Source organism: Streptomyces sp. NPDC051364, assembly GCF_040682115.1.
Classification (GTDB): domain Bacteria; phylum Actinomycetota; class Actinomycetes; order Streptomycetales; family Streptomycetaceae; genus Streptomyces.
In genome coordinates this window covers 334,328-350,233 of record NZ_JBFBAH010000005.1, presented here as the reverse complement: position 1 = coordinate 350,233, position 15,906 = coordinate 334,328, and the positions used below count along the sequence as shown (strand labels likewise).

Here is a 15,906-nt window from a genome sequence, read left to right as displayed (position 1 = left end):
CGAGGTCATGAAGGTATCGCGTGCGGACCCCGGCGGTCGGAGCGGCCGGGCCCGTGCCGGGCCCGAGCCGGGCCACGGGCTACGCCCGGCCGGTGAGATGCGCGAACACGACGACGTCGGAGTCCCGGTGGCGGTCCGCGGTGAGGTTGCCGCCGCAGGTGACGAAGGCCGCCGCGCCCGGCTCGCCCGGCGTCGGGCTGTTCCAGTGCCGCGTCAGGCAACGTTCGCCCCGTCGCGACGCCCGGCACGCACTCTCACCACACCGGCCGAAAGCTCACGTACGTCCAGTACGAGCGCTTGCGGCCGGCACGCCGAGAGCACGCACCGGACGCCGCTCCCTGACGGGCAAACGTGGCCTGACGCGGCACTGGTACCAGGCGGCGTCCTCGAGTTCGGAACGACGGAGCCCCCGGTGACACGAGGTCGCCGGGGGCTCCGTACGGGTGCGGGATTCAGGGTGCGGTCAGAGCTTCTCGATCACGTAGTCGATGCACGCGGTCAGCGCCTGCACGTCCGCCGGGTCGATCGCCGGGAACATCGCGATACGGAGCTGGTTGCGGCCGAGCTTGCGGTACGGCTCGGTGTCCACGATGCCGTTGGCGCGCAGCACCTTGGCGACGGCGGCCGCGTCGATGTCGTCCGAGAAGTCGATCGTGCCGATGACGGCGGAGCGCTTGTCGGCGTCCACGACGAACGGGGTCGCGTACTTCGACGCCTCCGCCCAGCCGTACAGGTTGCGCGCGCTGGCCGCCGTACGGCCGGTCGTGAACTCCAGGCCGCCCTGGCCGTTCATCCACTCCAGCTGCTGGTTCAGCAGGAAGAGGGTGGACAGCGCCGGGGTGTTGTACGTCTGGTTCTTCAGCGAGTTGTCGATCGCCGTCGGCAGCGAGAAGAACTCCGGGATGTGCCGGCCGGACGCGTGGACGCGCGCCGCGCGCTCCAGGGCCGCCGGGGAGAACGCCGCCAGCCACAGGCCGCCCTCGGAGGCGAAGGACTTCTGCGGGGCGAAGTAGTAGACGTCGGACTCGGTGATGTCCACCGGCAGACCGCCCGCACCCGAGGTCGCGTCCACCAGTACGAGGGACCCGGCGTCGGCGCCCGCGACGCGCTTGACCGGCGCCGCCACACCCGTCGAGGTCTCGTTGTGCGTGTACGCGTACACGTCGACGCCCGCTTCGGCCACCGGCTCGGGGTGCGTGCCCGGCTCGGAGGAGATCACGGTCGGCTCGTCCAGCCACGGCGCGAGCTTCGCGGCCTTGGCGAACTTGGAGGAGAACTCGCCGAAGGTCAGGTGCTGGGACTTCTGCTCGATCAGCCCGTGCGTCGCGATGTCCCAGAAGGCGGTGGAGCCGCCGTTGCCCAGGATCACCTCGTAGCCCTCGGGGAGGGAGAAGAGGTCCCGGAGGCCCTGACGCACCGAGCCGACCAGGTTCTTGACCGGGGCCTGGCGGTGCGAGGTTCCGAGCAGGGAGGTACCGGTGGCGGCGAGGGCGTCCAGCGCCTCGGTCCGCACCTTGGAGGGGCCCGCGCCGAAGCGTCCGTCGGCGGGCTTGATGTCAGCGGGAATCTGGATCTCGGCCACGAGCGGAGCGTATCCGGTCCTGGTCCACGCCTTGGAGGCGCGTCCACCCGATGAGACGAGTCCGGCCGGTGGGAGGGTGGGGCCGTGACGTCACCCAGGGAACTCGAACGGACATTGCGGGAGAACCTGCGCGGGGAGGTGGACTTCGGGGCCGCGGCGCGCGCCCTCGCGACGATGGACGCCTCGAACTACCGGCGTGTCCCGGTCGGCGTGGTCGCCCCGCGCGACGCGGAGGACGTGGCGGCCGCGCTGCGGATCTGCGCGGAGGCGGGTGTACCGGTCGTCCCGCGCGGCGGCGGCACGTCGATCGCCGGCCAGGCCACGGGCATCGGCGTGGTGCTGGACCTGACCCGGCACATGAACGCCCTCGTGTCGCTGGACCCGGAAGCCCGCACGGCCGTGGTCCAGCCGGGCCTGGTGCTCGACCGGCTGCGGGACGCGGCGCGCCCGTACGGGCTGACCTTCGGCCCCGACCCCTCCACCCACTCCCGCTGCACCCTCGGCGGCATGATCGGCAACAACGCGTGCGGGGCCCATTCGGTGGCCTGGGGGACCACCGCGGACAACGTGGCGGAGCTGGCGGTCACGGCGTACGGAGGCGCCTCGTACCGGCTCGGCACGGGCTGGCCGGGAGCTCCGGCGGGCCTGCGCGAACTGGTGGCGCAGAACCTGGCGGTGCTGCGTACGGGCATGGCCGGGTCCGGGGCCGGTGGCTTCTCGCGGCGGATCTCCGGATACGGCGGGCTGGACGCGCTGCTGCCCGAGCGGGGTGTGCAGGTGGCCCGGGCCTTCTGCGGGAGCGAGGGCACGCTCGGGGTGGTGACCGAGGCGGTCGTACGCCTGGTGGAGGCGCCGCGCGCGCCGGCGCTCGCGGTCCTCGGGTACGCGGACGAGAGCGCGGCGGCGGATGCGGCGGCGGGGCTGCTGGGGTTCGGGCCGCTGACGGTGGAGGGCATGGCGGCCGACCTGGTCCGTGGCGCGGCCGGGCTGCCGCGCGGGGGAGCCTGGTTGTTCGTCGAGATGCGGGACGAGGGCGCAGCCCGGTCCCTCGTACGGGCCGCCGACGCGGTGGACTCGGTCGTGATCACGGACCCGGCGGGACAGCGGGCGCTGTGGCGGATCCGCGAGGACGCGGCGGGCACGGCGACGCGGATGCCTGGGGGCACCTCCCGGACGGAGTCCGGGGGAGGGAGCATGGCCTGGCCGGGGTGGGAGGACTGCGCGGTGCCGCCGGCCCGGCTGGGCGCGTACCTGCGGGAGTTCCGCGCCCTGCTGGCGGCGCACGGGCTGCGCGGGACCCCGTACGGGCACTTCGGCGAGGGCTGCGTCCACGTGCGGATCGACTTCGACCTGGTGTCGGAGGCAGGGGTCGCCCGCTTCCGGGAGTTCTCTTCCGATATGGCGGACCTGGTGGTCTCCCACGGCGGCTCCCTCTCCGGGGAACACGGGGACGGCCAGGCGCGGGCCGAGCTCCTGCCGAGGATGTACGGGGACGAGGTCGTCCGGCTCTTCGGCGCGTACAAGGACGTGTGGGACCCGGCGGGCGGGATGAACCCCGGGATGCTGGTCCGCCCGGCCCGCCTGGACGAGAACCTCCGCTTCGCGGTGCTGCCGGGCGGGGGCCTGTCGGATGGGGTGGCACGGTGCGTGGGCGTGGCGAAATGCCGCTCGACGGATGTGCCCGGGCAGGGGGTGATGTGCCCCTCGTACCGGGTGACGGGGGAGGAGCAGCACTCCACACGCGGCCGGGCGAGGCTGCTGCACGAGATGCTGGCCGGGGAGATCGTGACGGACGGCTGGCGCTCGCCGGAGGTCGCCGAGGCGCTGGACCTGTGCCTGGCCTGCAAGGGCTGCCGCAGCGACTGCCCGGTGGGCGTGGACATGGCCGCGTACAAGGCGGAGTTCCTGCACCGCCACTGGGCGGGCCGCATCCGCCCGTCGGCCCACTACACCCTGGGCGGCCTGCCGGCCTGGCTCCGCCTGATCGCTGCACTCCGCGCGGCAGCCCCCGCGAACGCGGCGGCCCGCCACGTCCGCATCCCGGGCCTCACGAGCGAACGCCCGCTGCCCCCACTGGCCCGCGTGCCCTTCACCCGCTGGTGGCGGCGCACGGGCCGCAACGCGGAGCCCTTCGACCGTTCGCCCGGGCTCGTCCCCGGCAGCCCAGCCGCGGCGCCGCCGTCGGGGGCCCTGCCCCCGGCGCCGGGCGCCGGGCCGTCCGGCGGCGCCCCGGAAGATCCCGCCGCGCCGGCGTTCGAGGCGCGGATTCTGGGGCGGAGCCCCGGTTTCGGGAAGGGGCGGGGTGGGGGAGAAGGCCGCCCGCAGGGCCCCGCCCGGCCCCGCGTCATGCTCTGGCCCGACACGTTCACCGAGTACCTCACCCCGGAGGTGGGACGAGCTGCCGTCACGGTCCTGGAAGCCGCCGGCCTCGGCGTATCCGTCCTCCCGGCGGGAGTCTGCTGCGGCCTCACCTACATCTCCACCGGCCGCCTCGACCGCGCCCGCAAAGTCCTCCGCCGCACCCTCGACGCCGTGGGCGACCCACAGGAACAGGACCCCGTCCTCGTCCTCGAACCCAGCTGCGCCGCAGCCCTGCGCACCGACCTCCCCGACCTCCTCCCCGACGACCCCCGCGCGGAGCGCCTGGCCCGCGCCGTCCGGACCTTCGCGGAGACCCTCGAGGAGTACGCCCCCCACTGGCAGCCGCCCCGCCTCGACCGTCCTGCCGTCGGCCAGACCCACTGCCACCAGCACGCCGTCCTCGGCGACTCCGCCGACCGCCGGCTGCGCGAGCGGGCCGGGCTGACCGGCGAGCTCAGCGGCGGCTGCTGCGGCCTCGCCGGGAACTTCGGCTTCGAGCCGGGCCACCACGAGGTCTCCGTCGCCTGCGCGGAGGAACAGCTGCTCCCCGCTCTGCGCGCAGCCCCGCCCGGCGCCGCGATCCTGGCGGACGGTTTCTCGTGCCGTACCCAGATCGCCCAGCTCTCCGGCGACGACGGGAGCCGGGCCCGCCACCTGGCGGAACTGCTGGCGGACGGCCTGTAAGGCAACGCACGCCCCGATGGCCCTTACGTACCCCTTAGTCTGGATGAATGCCCGCACCTTCCCCCAAATCCGCCCCCATCCCCACCCCGGCGGCCGCCGACCTCGCGACTTCGGCCCCCTCGGCTCCGGCCCTCCCGACGGCCGCCGGCCCGTCGCGCTTCGGCCCGGTCGCACTGGTGGTCGCGGCGGGGATCTCGGTGCAGTTCGGCGCCGCGCTCGCGGTCATGATCATGCCGAGGGCGGGCGCCGCGGGCGTGGTCACGCTGCGGCTGGCGGCCGCCGCGCTGGTGCTGCTGGTCCTGTGCCGCCCGAAGGTGCGCGGGTACTCGCGCGCGGACTGGGGCACGGTCGTCGCCTTCGGCGTGGCGATGGCCGGCATGAACGGGCTCTTCTACCAGTCCATCGACCGGATCCCGCTCGGCCCGGCCGTCACCCTCGAGGTGCTCGGCCCCCTCGTCCTCTCGGTCGTGGTCTCGCGCCGGCTGGTGAACCTGCTGTGGGCCGGCCTGGCCCTGGCCGGTGTCGCCCTGCTGGCCGGCCACGGCGGCGGCAGCGGCTTCGGCGGCCTCGACCTCCTGGGCGCGGCCTTCGCGCTCGGAGCGGGCGCGATGTGGGCGGCGTACATCGTGTTCAGCGCGCGTACGGGCCGCCGCTTCCCGCAGGCGGACGGGCTGGCCCTCGCCATGGCGGTGGCGGCGGTGCTGTCCCTCCCGCTGGGCGTGGTCGAGGCGGGCTCCGACCTCCTGGTCCCGAGCACCCTGGCCCTCGGGCTCGGTGTCGCCGTCCTGTCCTCCGTCCTGCCGTACACCCTGGAACTCCTGGCGCTGCGCCGCCTTCCCGCACCGACGTTCGCGGTCCTGATGAGCCTGGAGCCGGCGATCGCGGCCACGGCCGGGTTCCTGCTCCTGAACCAGGCGATGTCGGCGCCGGACGCGCTGGCGATCGCGCTGGTCATCGCGGCGAGCATGGGCGCGGTCCGCTCCCAGACCCGGAAGGCGGCCGCCTGATGCCGGCGACGGACGAGGTCGACGCGTACCTGGCCCAGGCGCCGGAGGCCCGCCGCGAGGCGCTGACGCGGCTGCGCGAGCTGTGCCTGGCGGAGCTGACGGGCTTCGAGGAGGTCATGGCGTACGGCATGCCGGCGTACGTACGGGCCGGGGCGGAGGCGGGGGAGATCGCCTGGGCGAACCAGAAGCAGTACATCTCGTTCTACCTGCTGCGGACGGACATCCGGGACGCCTTCGCGGACCGCCTGGCCGGACACGACATGGGCAAGGCCTGCCTCCGCTTCCGCCGCCCTTCGGCGGTGGACTTCACCCTGCTCCGCGACCTCCTCCACGCCACGGCATCGGCAGCCCCGGGCCCGGTCTGCACCTGACCGCCGGGCCGGCCGGCCGCGGAGCCTGCCCCGCCCCCTCAGGCGTCGGGGCCGGCCCCGTCACGGTCCGCGACCCGGAGCGCGGGCAGTGGTCGCTGTACTGGGCGAGCCGCCGGACCGGGACCCTCTTCCCGCCGGTCGCCGGCCGGTTCACGGACGGCACCGGCATCTTCGAGGGCGAGGACACCCACGCCGGCAAGGCCGTCCGGGCGCGGTTCGTGTGGAAGGACATCCGGGCCGACTCCGCCCGCTGGGAGCAGTACTTCTCCCTCGACGAGGGCGCGACCTGGCTCCTCAACTGGACGATGGGCCTGACGCGGCGCACCGCGCAGCCCGCCTGAAGCCGTTGAGTTCGTCGAGTTCGTCGAGTCCGGGAATGCGCCCGCCCTGCCGGCTACGGGGGTGTTCGGCGGGGCGGGCGCACCCGCAGCGAAGGCCTCACCCGCGGTGAAGGCCGCGTCCGGCCGTCATCCCAGCGGCAGGTCCAGGTACGACGGCGTGGCCTCCGGGGAGGTGAAGGCCAGCGTCGCGCGCGGCAGGTTGGAGTCCCCGTAGAACGGGTCGCGGGCGTCGATCACCAGCATCAGCCGGTGCCCGCGCGGAACGTCGTACGCCGTCGCCTGGAGCTCGATGTCGGCGCTGACCAGGCTGTCGGGCGGCGAGTCGAGGTCGGAGTACGGGGCGTGCGTGACGATGTGCGCCGTCCCGCCGGGCGCCACGTCGAGCAGGTACGCGACGAACGACGACTTGGCGTTCGCGGCCCGGTACGTGACGCGCAGGCGGGGCGTGCCGCGCAGCCGGGTGGTCTCCGCCTCCGGGTCGGTCGCCCAGACGGCGGCGACGGTGCGGTCGATGTCGCCGGTCCGGTAGGCCTTCGGGCGGCCCGCGATCTCGTCGTACCCCGACCGCACGATCTCGTCGGCGACGGTCGCCGGGGTGTCCACCCCGCACAGGACGCCCGCGCTCCAGCCGGCCTCGGGCCGCTCGGCGAGCTCCCCGCCGCTCACCAGGTACATCCGGCGCACCTCTTCGGTGACGGAATGCCAGGTGGGGCGGGGTTCCAGGGCCTGGCCCCACATGACCTCGCCGAGTATCTGGCCCTCGTCGGCGATGCCGTTGTCGATCCCCTTGAGATGCTGGTCGAACCAGCGGTGGGCGTTCGTCCAGATCCGGTTGGGCAGGCCGATCATGCCCGTCATCTCGGGCCCGGAGTGGTCGCCGATGGAGAGGTCGAGGCGCTTGGGGCCGGTGAGCTCGTTGAACATCTTCAGGGTCTGGTTGCCGGGGAAGAGCGTCTCGTGCCAGGCGTGCGAGAAGTACACCGGGACCTGGCGGCGGTTGAGCTCCTTGATGTGGCTGAACGGCGAGCGCGGCTCGGCCCAGCGCAGGGTGCCCCGGATGTCGCGGCCCGCGAGGACGTTCTCGAACACGCTCTGCGTCTGCGGGCTCAGCCGGGCCTTGGAGGCGGCCTTGAGCAGGGCCTCCACCGACGCCACGTGCCGGGTCCGGTTCTCGTAGAAGGCCTCGCCGAGGTCACCCCAGGTGCTGAGCGCGACCACCGCGTCGACGCGGGTGTCGTGCGCGGCGACGAGCTGGCTGATGCCCGAGCCGTACGAGTCCCCGAGGAAGCCGATCCTCGTGACCGGGCCGGCGGTGCGCTCGATGAGGTGGTCCAGGGCCCGGCTGCCGTCGGCGACGTCGAGCGGTCCGGCCACGTCGACCTGGCCTTCGGAGCCGGCGAAGCCGCGGGTGCTGTAGGCGAGGACGTTGTAGCCGCGCGCCGCGAAGACGCTGGCCTGGACGGCGTACGGGAGCCAGCCGTGGTTCGTCCACGGCGAGGGCATCACGATCACCGGCCGCGGCTGGACCCCGTTGTGCCGCCACAGCGCGGCGTCGAGCAGGTCCCCGTCGGCGCCGGCGACCTTGGCGCGGCTGAAGACGGCGACGGACCGGGTGTCGGCGACCTCGGCGGCGCGGGCGGGGGCGAGGCCGGTGACGTCGCCCGTCTCGAGGGCGGTGACGAAGGCGGTGAGGGTGGTCGCGTCGAGTTCGGGATAGAGGGAGAAAGCGGCTGGGATCACGTCGGTTCATCCTCTTCGTCGAGTGAATTCTTCGCGGAGCGGGGGACGAAGCGTTCAGTATCGATGCGACATCAGGTGATCTTTCGGTGCTTTCCGACGTACGGCCTGAATCGCCCCCTCCGGGCCTGCGGCACCCGTGGCCCCGGACCTGCCCGGGGTCGGTGGCGGGCTGCAAATACCCGTCCATGGCTGCTGGTTGGAGGCGATGGCGCGAAGGCGGCGCCCGATGAACCAAATCATGCAAGCATGCTTGATTGTTTTGCCGGCGGCTGCCAGTCTTCCCCTCACGCCGAAAGGGGAGCCCGCCGTGCTCGATCCGTCAGCTGTCGCCGTCTTCGCCGATCTGCGCGAGGAAGGCCTCGAACTCGAAACCCTGGTAAGGGACCTGCCCGACGCCGGATGGGCCGGGCCCACCCCCGCGCCCGGCTGGACCGTCGCCCACCAGATCGCCCACCTGCACTGGACCGACCGGGCCGCGCTGGTCTCCCTCACCGACGCCGAAGGCTTCGCCGCCCTGGCCGAAGAGGCGGTCAAGTCCCCCGATTCCTTCGTGGACGAGGGCGCTGCGGAGGGCGCCGCGCTGCCGCCCGCCGAGCTGCTGGACCGCTGGCGGGCCGGGCGCGCCGCCCTCGACGAGGCACTGGCCGCGGCCTCGCCCGACGCCAGGTTCCCCTGGTACGGGCCGCCGATGAAGGCCGCCTCCATGGCGAGCGCCCGCCTGATGGAGACCTGGGCGCACGGCCAGGACGTCGCGGACGCCCTCGGAGTACGCCGTACCCCGACCGCGCGGCTGCGGCACGTGGCCCGGATCGGCGTACGGGCCCGCGACTACGCGTTCGCCGTACGGGGACTGCCCGCGCCCGCCGGGGAGTTCAGGGTGGAACTCGTACCCCCGGACGGCGGGGAGCCCTGGGCCTACGGCCCGCAGGACGCGGCGGACCGGATCACCGGCCCGGCGCTCGACTTCTGCCTCCTGGTGACCCAGCGGGCCCACCGCGCGGACCTGGCCCTGACCGCGACCGGCCCCGACGCCGGCCGCTGGCTGGACATCGCCCAGGCCTTCGCAGGCCCCGCGGGCCCCGGCCGTGCCCCGGGGGCCACGCGATGACCGGCCGCCGGCCGCTGCGCATCGGCAACGCCTCCGGGTTCTACGGGGACCGCTTCAGCGCGTTCGAGGAAATGCTGACCGGCGGCCCGCTGGACGTGCTGACCGGCGACTACCTCGCCGAGCTGACCATGCTGATCCTCGGCCGCGACCGGCTGAAGACCCCGGACCTCGGCTACGCCAAGACCTTCCTGCGCCAGCTGGAGGAGGGCCTCGGCCTCGCCCACGAGCGGGGCGTACGGATCGTCGCCAACGCGGGCGGCCTGAACCCGGCGGGACTGGCCGGCGCGATCCGCGCGCTCGCCGTCGAGGTCGGGGTCCCGGTGTCGGTCGCCCATGTCGAGGGCGACGACCTGATGCCGTTCGCCGAGGGCGCGCTGACCGCGAACGCCTACCTCGGCGGCGCCGGCATCACGGCCTGCCTGCGGGCGGGCGCGGACGTGGTCGTCACGGGCCGGGTCACCGATGCGGCCCTGGTCAGCGGGCCGGCGGCCTGGTGGTTCGACTGGGCGCCGGACGACTACGACCGGCTGGCGGGGGCGGTGGTGGCGGGCCACGTCCTGGAGTGCGGCACCCAGGCCACCGGCGGCAACTACGCCTTCTTCACGGCGCACGACGTCCGCCGCCCCGGGTTCCCGCTGGCGGAGATCTCCGAGGACGGCTCGTCGGTGATCACGAAGCACCCGGGTGCGGGCGGGGTCGTCTCGACGGGCACCGTCACGGCCCAACTCCTGTACGAGACCCAGGGCCCCCGCTACCTGGGCCCCGACGTCACGGCCCGCCTGGACACGGTCCGCCTCGCATCGGCGGGACCCGACCGCGTAGCGATCACGGGCGTCATGGGCGAGGCCCCGCCCCCCACCCTCAAGGTGGGGGTGACCCGCATCGGCGGCTGGCGCAACGAGGTGGTCTTCGTCCTGACCGGGCTGGACATCGAGGCGAAGGCGGCGCTCGTCCGGGCGCAGTTGGCCGATGCCCTGTCCCAGGTGGCCACGGCGGACTGGACCCTGGCCCGTACGGACCACGAGGACGCCCCGACGGAGGAGACGGCGAGCGCGCTCCTGCGCCTGGTGGTGCGGGACCCTTCCGCCGACCGGGTGGGCCGAGTGCTGACCTCGGAGGCCATCGAGCTGGCTCTGGCCAGCTATCCGGGCTTCCACGTCACGACCCCGCCGGGCCCGGCCCAGCCGTACGGCGTCTTCACGTCGTCGACGATCCCCGCAACCTCGGTCCCCCACGTGGCAGTCCTCCCCGACGGCACCCGCCACCCGGCCCCTCGGCTCCCGGCGGGCCCGGACCGTTCAGCCCGTCCGGCGTCTGAGGACCTGGGGGTCCCCCCGGCGGTGGCCGGGGGAGGGCCCGGGGGCGGAGCACCCGGAGAGGTCCGGGGCGCAGCCACGCCCGCGGCGGAGCCGCTGATCGGCGCAGCCACGCCCGCGGCGGAGCCGCTGATCGGCGCAGCGGGAAGGGGCGGGGTGGGGGAGAGCCCTGCAGGGCCCACCACCGGCACCGCACCGCCGGAGGCACCCGCAGGGCCGACCACCCGCGTACCTCTCGGCCGGCTCATCGGCGCCCGCAGCGGCGACAAGGGTGGCGACGCCAACATCGGGGTGTGGGTGGAATCCGCCGAGGCCTGGGAGTGGCTCGACCGGACCCTCACCGTCGAGACCCTTCAGGCCCTGCTCCCCGAGACCGCAGATCTCCCCGTCACCCGCCACGCCCTCCCCAACCTCCGCGCGCTCAACTTCACCATCGCCGGAATCCTCGGCGCCGGCGTCGCCTCCGCCCACCGCTTCGACCCCCAGGCCAAAGCCCTCGGCGAATGGCTGCGCGCCCGCCACCTCGACATCCCCACCCACCTGCTGCCCGCCCCGGAGGGGACCGGCCCATGACCCGACTCACCAGCACCGTCGACCCGCACGCCTCCGAGTTCGCCGCCGCCCGCGCCACCGCACAGGAACGCCTCGCCGAGGTCGACGCCGAGCACGCCAAGGCCCTCCTCGGCGGCGGCGAGAAGTACACGGCCCGCCACAAGGACCGCGGCAAGCTCCTCGCCCGCGAGCGCATCGAGCTGCTCCTCGACCCGGACACGCCCTTCCTGGAGCTGTCCCCGCTCGCCGGCTGGGGCAGCGACTACCCCGTCGGCGCCTCCATCGTCACCGGCGTCGGCACGGTCGAGGGCGTGGAGTGCCTGGTCACCGCCAACGACCCCACCGTCCGCGGCGGCGCCTCCAACCCCTGGACGCTCAAGAAGGCCCTGCGGGCCAACGAGATCGCCCGCCAGAACAGACTCCCCTGCATCAGCCTCGTCGAGTCCGGCGGTGCCGATCTCCCCTCCCAGAAGGAGATCTTCATCCCGGGCGGCGCGATCTTCCGCGACCTGACCCGGCTCTCGGCCGCCGGCATCCCCACCGTCGCCGTCGTCTTCGGCAACTCCACCGCCGGAGGCGCGTACATCCCGGGGATGTCCGACCACACCATCATGATCAAGGATCGCTCCAAGGTGTTCCTCGGCGGTCCGCCGCTCGTCAAGATGGCCACCGGCGAGGAGAGCGACGACGAGTCCCTCGGCGGAGCCGACATGCACGCCCGCACCTCCGGCCTCGCCGACTACTACGCCCTCGACGAGCACGACGCGATCCGCCAGGCCCGCCGGGTGGTGGCCCGCCTGAACCACCTCAAGCCCCGCCCCGATCCCCAGCCCGCCGAGGAGCCCACGTACGACCCCGAGGAACTCCTCGGCATCGTCCCGGCCGACCTCAAGACCCCCTTCGACCCCCGCGAGGTCATCGCCCGCATCGTCGACGCCTCGGACTTCGACGAGTTCAAGCCCCTCTACGGCACCAGCCTGGTCACCGGCTGGGCCACCCTCCACGGCTACCCGGTCGGCATCCTCGCCAACGCCCAGGGCGTGCTGTTCAGCGCCGAGTCGCAGAAGGCCGCCCAGTTCATCCAGCTCGCCAACCAGCGCGACATCCCGCTCCTGTTCCTCCACAACACCACCGGCTACATGGTCGGCAAGGAGTACGAGCAGGGCGGCATCGTCAAGCACGGCTCGATGATGATCAACGCGGTCTCCAACTCCCGCGTCCCCCACCTGTCCGTCCTCATCGGCGCCAGCTACGGAGCCGGCCACTACGGCATGTGCGGCCGCGCCTTCGAGCCGCGGTTCCTCTTCGCCTGGCCCAGCGCCAAGTCCGCCGTCATGGGCCCCCAGCAGCTCGCCGGCGTGCTCTCCATCGTGGCCCGCCAGTCCGCGGCCGCGAAGGGGCAGCCGTACGACGTGGAGGCCGACGCCGGGATGCGCGCCTTCGTGGAGGCGCAGATCGAGTCCGAGTCCCTGCCCATGTTCCTGTCCGGGCGGCTGTACGACGACGGGGTCATCGACCCGCGCGACACCCGTACCGTCCTCGGCCTGTGCCTGTCGGCCGTCCACAACGCCCCCGTCGAGGGCGCCCGCGGCGGCTTCGGCGTCTTCCGGATGTGAGCCAGCACATGACCCAGCAGCCCCTGCCCCAGCAGCCTTTGACCTCCCTCCTGGTCGCCAACCGCGGCGAGATCGCCGTCCGTGTCTTCCGTACCGCCCGCGCCCTCGGCCTCGCCACCGTCGCCGTCCACTCCGACCCCGACGCCGACGCCCTGCACGTACGGGAGGCCGACGCGGCCGTGCGCCTCCCCGGCGCCGCCCCCGCCGACACCTACCTGCGCGGCGACCTGGTCATCAAGGCCGCCCTCGCCGCCGGCGCGGACGCCGTCCACCCCGGCTACGGGTTCCTCTCCGAGAACGCCGGCTTCGCCCGCGAGGTCGTCGCCGCCGGACTCACGTGGATCGGCCCGCCGCCCGAGGCCATCGAGGCCATGGCCTCCAAGACCCGGGCCAAGGAGCTGATGCGCGCCGCCGGGGTCCCGCTCCTGGACCCCGTCGACCCGGCGGACGCCACAGCCGCCGACCTGCCCCTCCTGCTCAAGGCCGCCGCGGGCGGCGGCGGCCGCGGCATGCGCGTCGTACGCGACCTCGACACCCTCAAGGAGGAGCTGGAGGCCGCCTCCGCCGAGGCCCGCTCCGCCTTCGGCGACGGCGAGGTCTTCGCCGAGCCCTACGTCGAGCGCGGCCGCCACGTCGAGGTCCAGATCCTCGCCGACTCCCACGGCACCGTCTGGGCCCTCGGCACCCGCGACTGCTCCCTCCAGCGGCGCCACCAGAAGGTCATCGAGGAAGCCCCGGCGCCCGCACTGCCCGAGGCGCTGCGCACCAGCCTCCACGAGGCCGCCGTGGCCGCCGCCCGCGCGGTCTCCTACCAGGGCGCGGGCACGGTCGAGTTCCTCGTCGCCGCCGACGGACGCCCGTACTTCCTGGAGATGAACACCCGCCTCCAGGTGGAACACCCCGTCACGGAGGCCGTCTTCGGCCTCGACCTCGTCGCCCTGCAACTGCGCATCGCCGAGGGCTCGGCCCTGCCGCTGACGCCCCCGGAGCCCGCCGGCCACGCCGTCGAGGCCCGCCTGTACGCCGAGGACCCCGCCCAGGACTGGCGCCCCCAGACCGGAGTCCTGCAGACCCTCGCCGTCCCCGGCGAAGTCCGCGTGGACACCGGCTTCGCCGACGGGGACACCGTCGGCGTCCACTACGACCCGATGCTCGCCAAGGTCGTCGCCCACGCCCCCACCCGGGCCGAGGCCGTCCGCGCCCTCGCCCACGCCCTGGCCGGAGCCCGCATCCACGGGCTCACCACCAACCGCGAGCTCCTCGTACGCTCCCTGCGACACCCGGAGTTCGCCGAGGCGCGGCTCGACACCGGGTTCTACGAGCGCCACCTCGGAGCCCTCACCGAAGGCAGCCCGGACGCCACCCTGGCCGCGGTCGCAGCCGCCCTCGCGGATGCCGCGCCGGCCCCGGACGCCCCTCTCGCCGCCCGGCTCGGCGGCTGGCGCAACCTCCGCTCCCAGCCGCAGATCCGCCGCTACAGCGCGGCCGGCGCCGAGTACGAGGTCCGCTACCGGCCCGCCCGCAGCGGACCCCCGGAGCTCGTGGAGCATCCCGGCGTTCGAGTCCTGGCCGCGGAGCCCGGTCGCGTCACCCTCGAAGTCGAGGGCGTCCGCCGGGTGTTCCACGTGAAACGCAAATCGAACACCGAGGGTGCCGGAGCCGCCGAGATCTACGTCGACTCTCCCCCTGCCTTCGGCGGGGGGACCCCCGCGCCCGGCGCGCACACCCTCACCCCCGTCCCCCGGTTCGCCGATCCCCAGGACCGCACCGAACCCGGCTCGCTGCTCGCCCCCATGCCCGGCACCGTCGTCCGCGTCGCCGAGGGCCTCGCCCCCGGCTCCGCCGTCACCGCCGGGCAGCCCCTGCTCTGGCTGGAGGCCATGAAGATGGAGCACCGCATCGTCTCGCCCGCCTCCGGCACGCTCACCGCGCTCCACGCCACCCTCGGCCACACGGTCGAGTTCGGCGCCCTGCTCGCCGTAGTCCAGGAGGAAACGCCCGCATGAGCCCCGCCACCAGCGCCGTCGTCGAGACCGAAGAACACAAGGCCCTGCGCGCCGCCGTCGCCGCCCTCGGGCAGCGCTACGGACGCGAATACCTCGCCCGGGTCGCCCGCGAGGGCGGCCACCCCGACGAGCTGTGGGCCGACGCCGCCAAGCTCGGCTACCTCGGGGTCAACCTCCCCGAGGAGTACGGCGGCGGAGGCGGCGGCATCGCCGAACTCTCCATCGTCCTCGAGGAACTGGGCGCCGCCGGCTGCCCCCTGCTCATGATGGTCGTCTCGCCCGCCATCTGCGGCACGGTCATCTCCCGCTTCGGCACCGACGCCCAGAAGCAGGCCTGGCTCCCCGGCCTCGCCGACGGCAGCCGCACCATGGCCTTCGGCATCACCGAACCCGACGCCGGCTCCAACTCCCACCGCATCACCACCACGGCCCGCCGCGACGGCGAGGAGTGGGTGCTGACCGGGCGCAAGGTCTTCATCTCCGGCGTGGACATCGCCGACGCCACCCTCATCGTCGGACGTACCGAGGACGCACGCACGGGGAGCCTCAAGCCCTGCCTGTTCATCGTGCCGCGAGACACCCCCGGCTTCACCCGCTCCGTCATCGACATGGAACTCCAGGCGGCGGAGAAGCAGTTCGAACTCGTCCTGGACGGGGTACGGCTGCCCGCCGACGCCCTCGTCGGCGACGAGGACGCGGGCCTGCTCCAGCTCTTCGCCGGACTCAACCCCGAGCGCATCATGACCGCCGCCTTCGCCATCGGCATGGGCCGCCACGCCCTCGCCAAGGCCGTCGACTACGCGAAGACCCGCCAGGTCTGGAAGGAGGCGATCGGCGCCCACCAGGCCATCGCCCACCCCCTCGCCGCAGCCCACATCGACCTCGAACTCGCCCGCCTGATGATGCAGAAGGCCGCCCACCTCTACGACGCGGGCGACGACATGGCCGCCGGTGAGGCCGCGAACATGGCCAAGTACGCTGCCGCCGAGGCCTGCGTGAAGGCGGTGGACCAGTCTGTCCACACCCTGGGCGGCAACGGCCTCACCCGCGAGTACGGACTGGCCTCCCTCATCACCGCCTCCCGGGTGTCCCGCATCGCCCCCGTCAGCCGCGAGATGATCCTCAACTTCGTCTCGCACCAGACCCTGGGCCTGCCCAAGTCGTACTGAGCGGTGTCCGGCGTCACGGCCGGCCCGGACGACCCGGCCGGCCGGGCGCAGGC

The 15,906-nt window shown here is 73.9% G+C and carries 9 protein-coding genes and 2 pseudogenes; 9 read left to right on the top strand and 2 right to left on the bottom strand.

Going from position 1 to position 15,906, the window contains the following annotated elements; all coding sequences use genetic code 11:
* Window positions 1-463: 463 nt before the first annotated feature.
* The gene (gene serC, locus AB0M76_RS13680; RefSeq protein ID WP_266995319.1) at window positions 464-1,582 is read right to left on the bottom strand and encodes a phosphoserine transaminase; all 1,119 of its coding nucleotides are present in this window, start codon (window positions 1,580-1,582) and stop codon (window positions 464-466) included.
* A gap of 174 nt (window positions 1,583-1,756) precedes the next feature.
* Here serC and AB0M76_RS13675 point away from each other — a divergent pair, with 174 nt between their 5' ends.
* From AB0M76_RS13675 to AB0M76_RS13660, 4 genes are all read left to right on the top strand, one after another.
* Window positions 1,757-4,627, top strand: coding sequence for an FAD-binding and (Fe-S)-binding domain-containing protein (locus tag AB0M76_RS13675; protein ID WP_365953199.1), 2,871 nt, complete (start codon window positions 1,757-1,759; stop codon window positions 4,625-4,627).
* 47 nt (window positions 4,628-4,674) lie between these two features.
* A complete protein-coding gene (locus tag AB0M76_RS13670) occupies window positions 4,675-5,634 on the top strand; it encodes an EamA family transporter (protein ID WP_365953043.1) in 960 nt (319 codons plus the stop codon).
* The gene (locus AB0M76_RS13665; RefSeq protein WP_365953042.1) at window positions 5,634-6,005 is read left to right on the top strand and encodes a DUF1801 domain-containing protein; all 372 of its coding nucleotides are present in this window, start codon (window positions 5,634-5,636) and stop codon (window positions 6,003-6,005) included. Before AB0M76_RS13670 ends, AB0M76_RS13665 begins: the two co-directional genes overlap by 1 nt.
* A gap of 218 nt (window positions 6,006-6,223) precedes the next feature.
* Complete coding sequence (locus AB0M76_RS13660; RefSeq protein ID WP_365953041.1) at window positions 6,224-6,346, top strand: hypothetical protein; 123 nt, start codon at window positions 6,224-6,226, stop codon at window positions 6,344-6,346.
* A 126-nt stretch (window positions 6,347-6,472) separates the two neighbouring features.
* On the opposite strand, the gene AB0M76_RS13655 is transcribed toward AB0M76_RS13660, so the two are convergent.
* Entirely contained in the window at window positions 6,473-8,086 is a 1,614-nt protein-coding gene (locus AB0M76_RS13655) for an alpha/beta fold hydrolase (protein ID WP_365953040.1), read from the bottom strand.
* 307 nt (window positions 8,087-8,393) lie between these two features.
* Here AB0M76_RS13655 and AB0M76_RS13650 point away from each other — a divergent pair, with 307 nt between their 5' ends.
* The 5 genes and pseudogenes from AB0M76_RS13650 to AB0M76_RS13630 all read left to right on the top strand — a co-directional run bounded on the left by AB0M76_RS13650 (window position 8,394) and on the right by AB0M76_RS13630 (window position 15,853).
* The gene (locus AB0M76_RS13650; protein WP_365953039.1) at window positions 8,394-9,194 is read left to right on the top strand and encodes a TIGR03084 family metal-binding protein; all 801 of its coding nucleotides are present in this window, start codon (window positions 8,394-8,396) and stop codon (window positions 9,192-9,194) included.
* Window positions 9,191-11,044 (top strand): annotated as a pseudogene (locus tag AB0M76_RS13645) (acyclic terpene utilization AtuA family protein); the annotation flags it as partial. The gene AB0M76_RS13650 and the pseudogene AB0M76_RS13645, both read left to right, overlap by 4 nt.
* A gap of 35 nt (window positions 11,045-11,079) precedes the next feature.
* Window positions 11,080-12,678 (top strand): annotated as a pseudogene (locus AB0M76_RS13640) (carboxyl transferase domain-containing protein); the annotation flags it as partial.
* Between the two features lie 8 nt (window positions 12,679-12,686).
* Complete coding sequence (locus tag AB0M76_RS13635; RefSeq protein WP_365953038.1) at window positions 12,687-14,684, top strand: biotin carboxylase N-terminal domain-containing protein; 1,998 nt, start codon at window positions 12,687-12,689, stop codon at window positions 14,682-14,684.
* On the top strand, window positions 14,681-15,853 hold the full coding sequence (locus AB0M76_RS13630; RefSeq protein WP_365953036.1) for an acyl-CoA dehydrogenase family protein: 1,173 nt from the start codon (window positions 14,681-14,683) through the stop codon (window positions 15,851-15,853). The genes AB0M76_RS13635 and AB0M76_RS13630 overlap by 4 nt, the downstream gene beginning before the upstream one ends.
* The last annotated feature ends 53 nt before the right edge of the window (window positions 15,854-15,906 follow it).

Coding starts and splice junctions, on each gene's coding strand:
- AB0M76_RS13670 (WP_365953043.1), top strand. CDS start 4,675: ATGCCCGCACCTTCCCCCAAATCCGCCCCCATCCCCACCCCGGCGGCC.
- AB0M76_RS13635 (WP_365953038.1), top strand. CDS start 12,687: ATGACCCAGCAGCCCCTGCCCCAGCAGCCTTTGACCTCCCTCCTGGTC.
- AB0M76_RS13630 (WP_365953036.1), top strand. CDS start 14,681: ATGAGCCCCGCCACCAGCGCCGTCGTCGAGACCGAAGAACACAAGGCC.
- AB0M76_RS13665 (WP_365953042.1), top strand. CDS start 5,634: ATGCCGGCGACGGACGAGGTCGACGCGTACCTGGCCCAGGCGCCGGAG.
- AB0M76_RS13675 (WP_365953199.1), top strand. CDS start 1,757: ATGGACGCCTCGAACTACCGGCGTGTCCCGGTCGGCGTGGTCGCCCCG.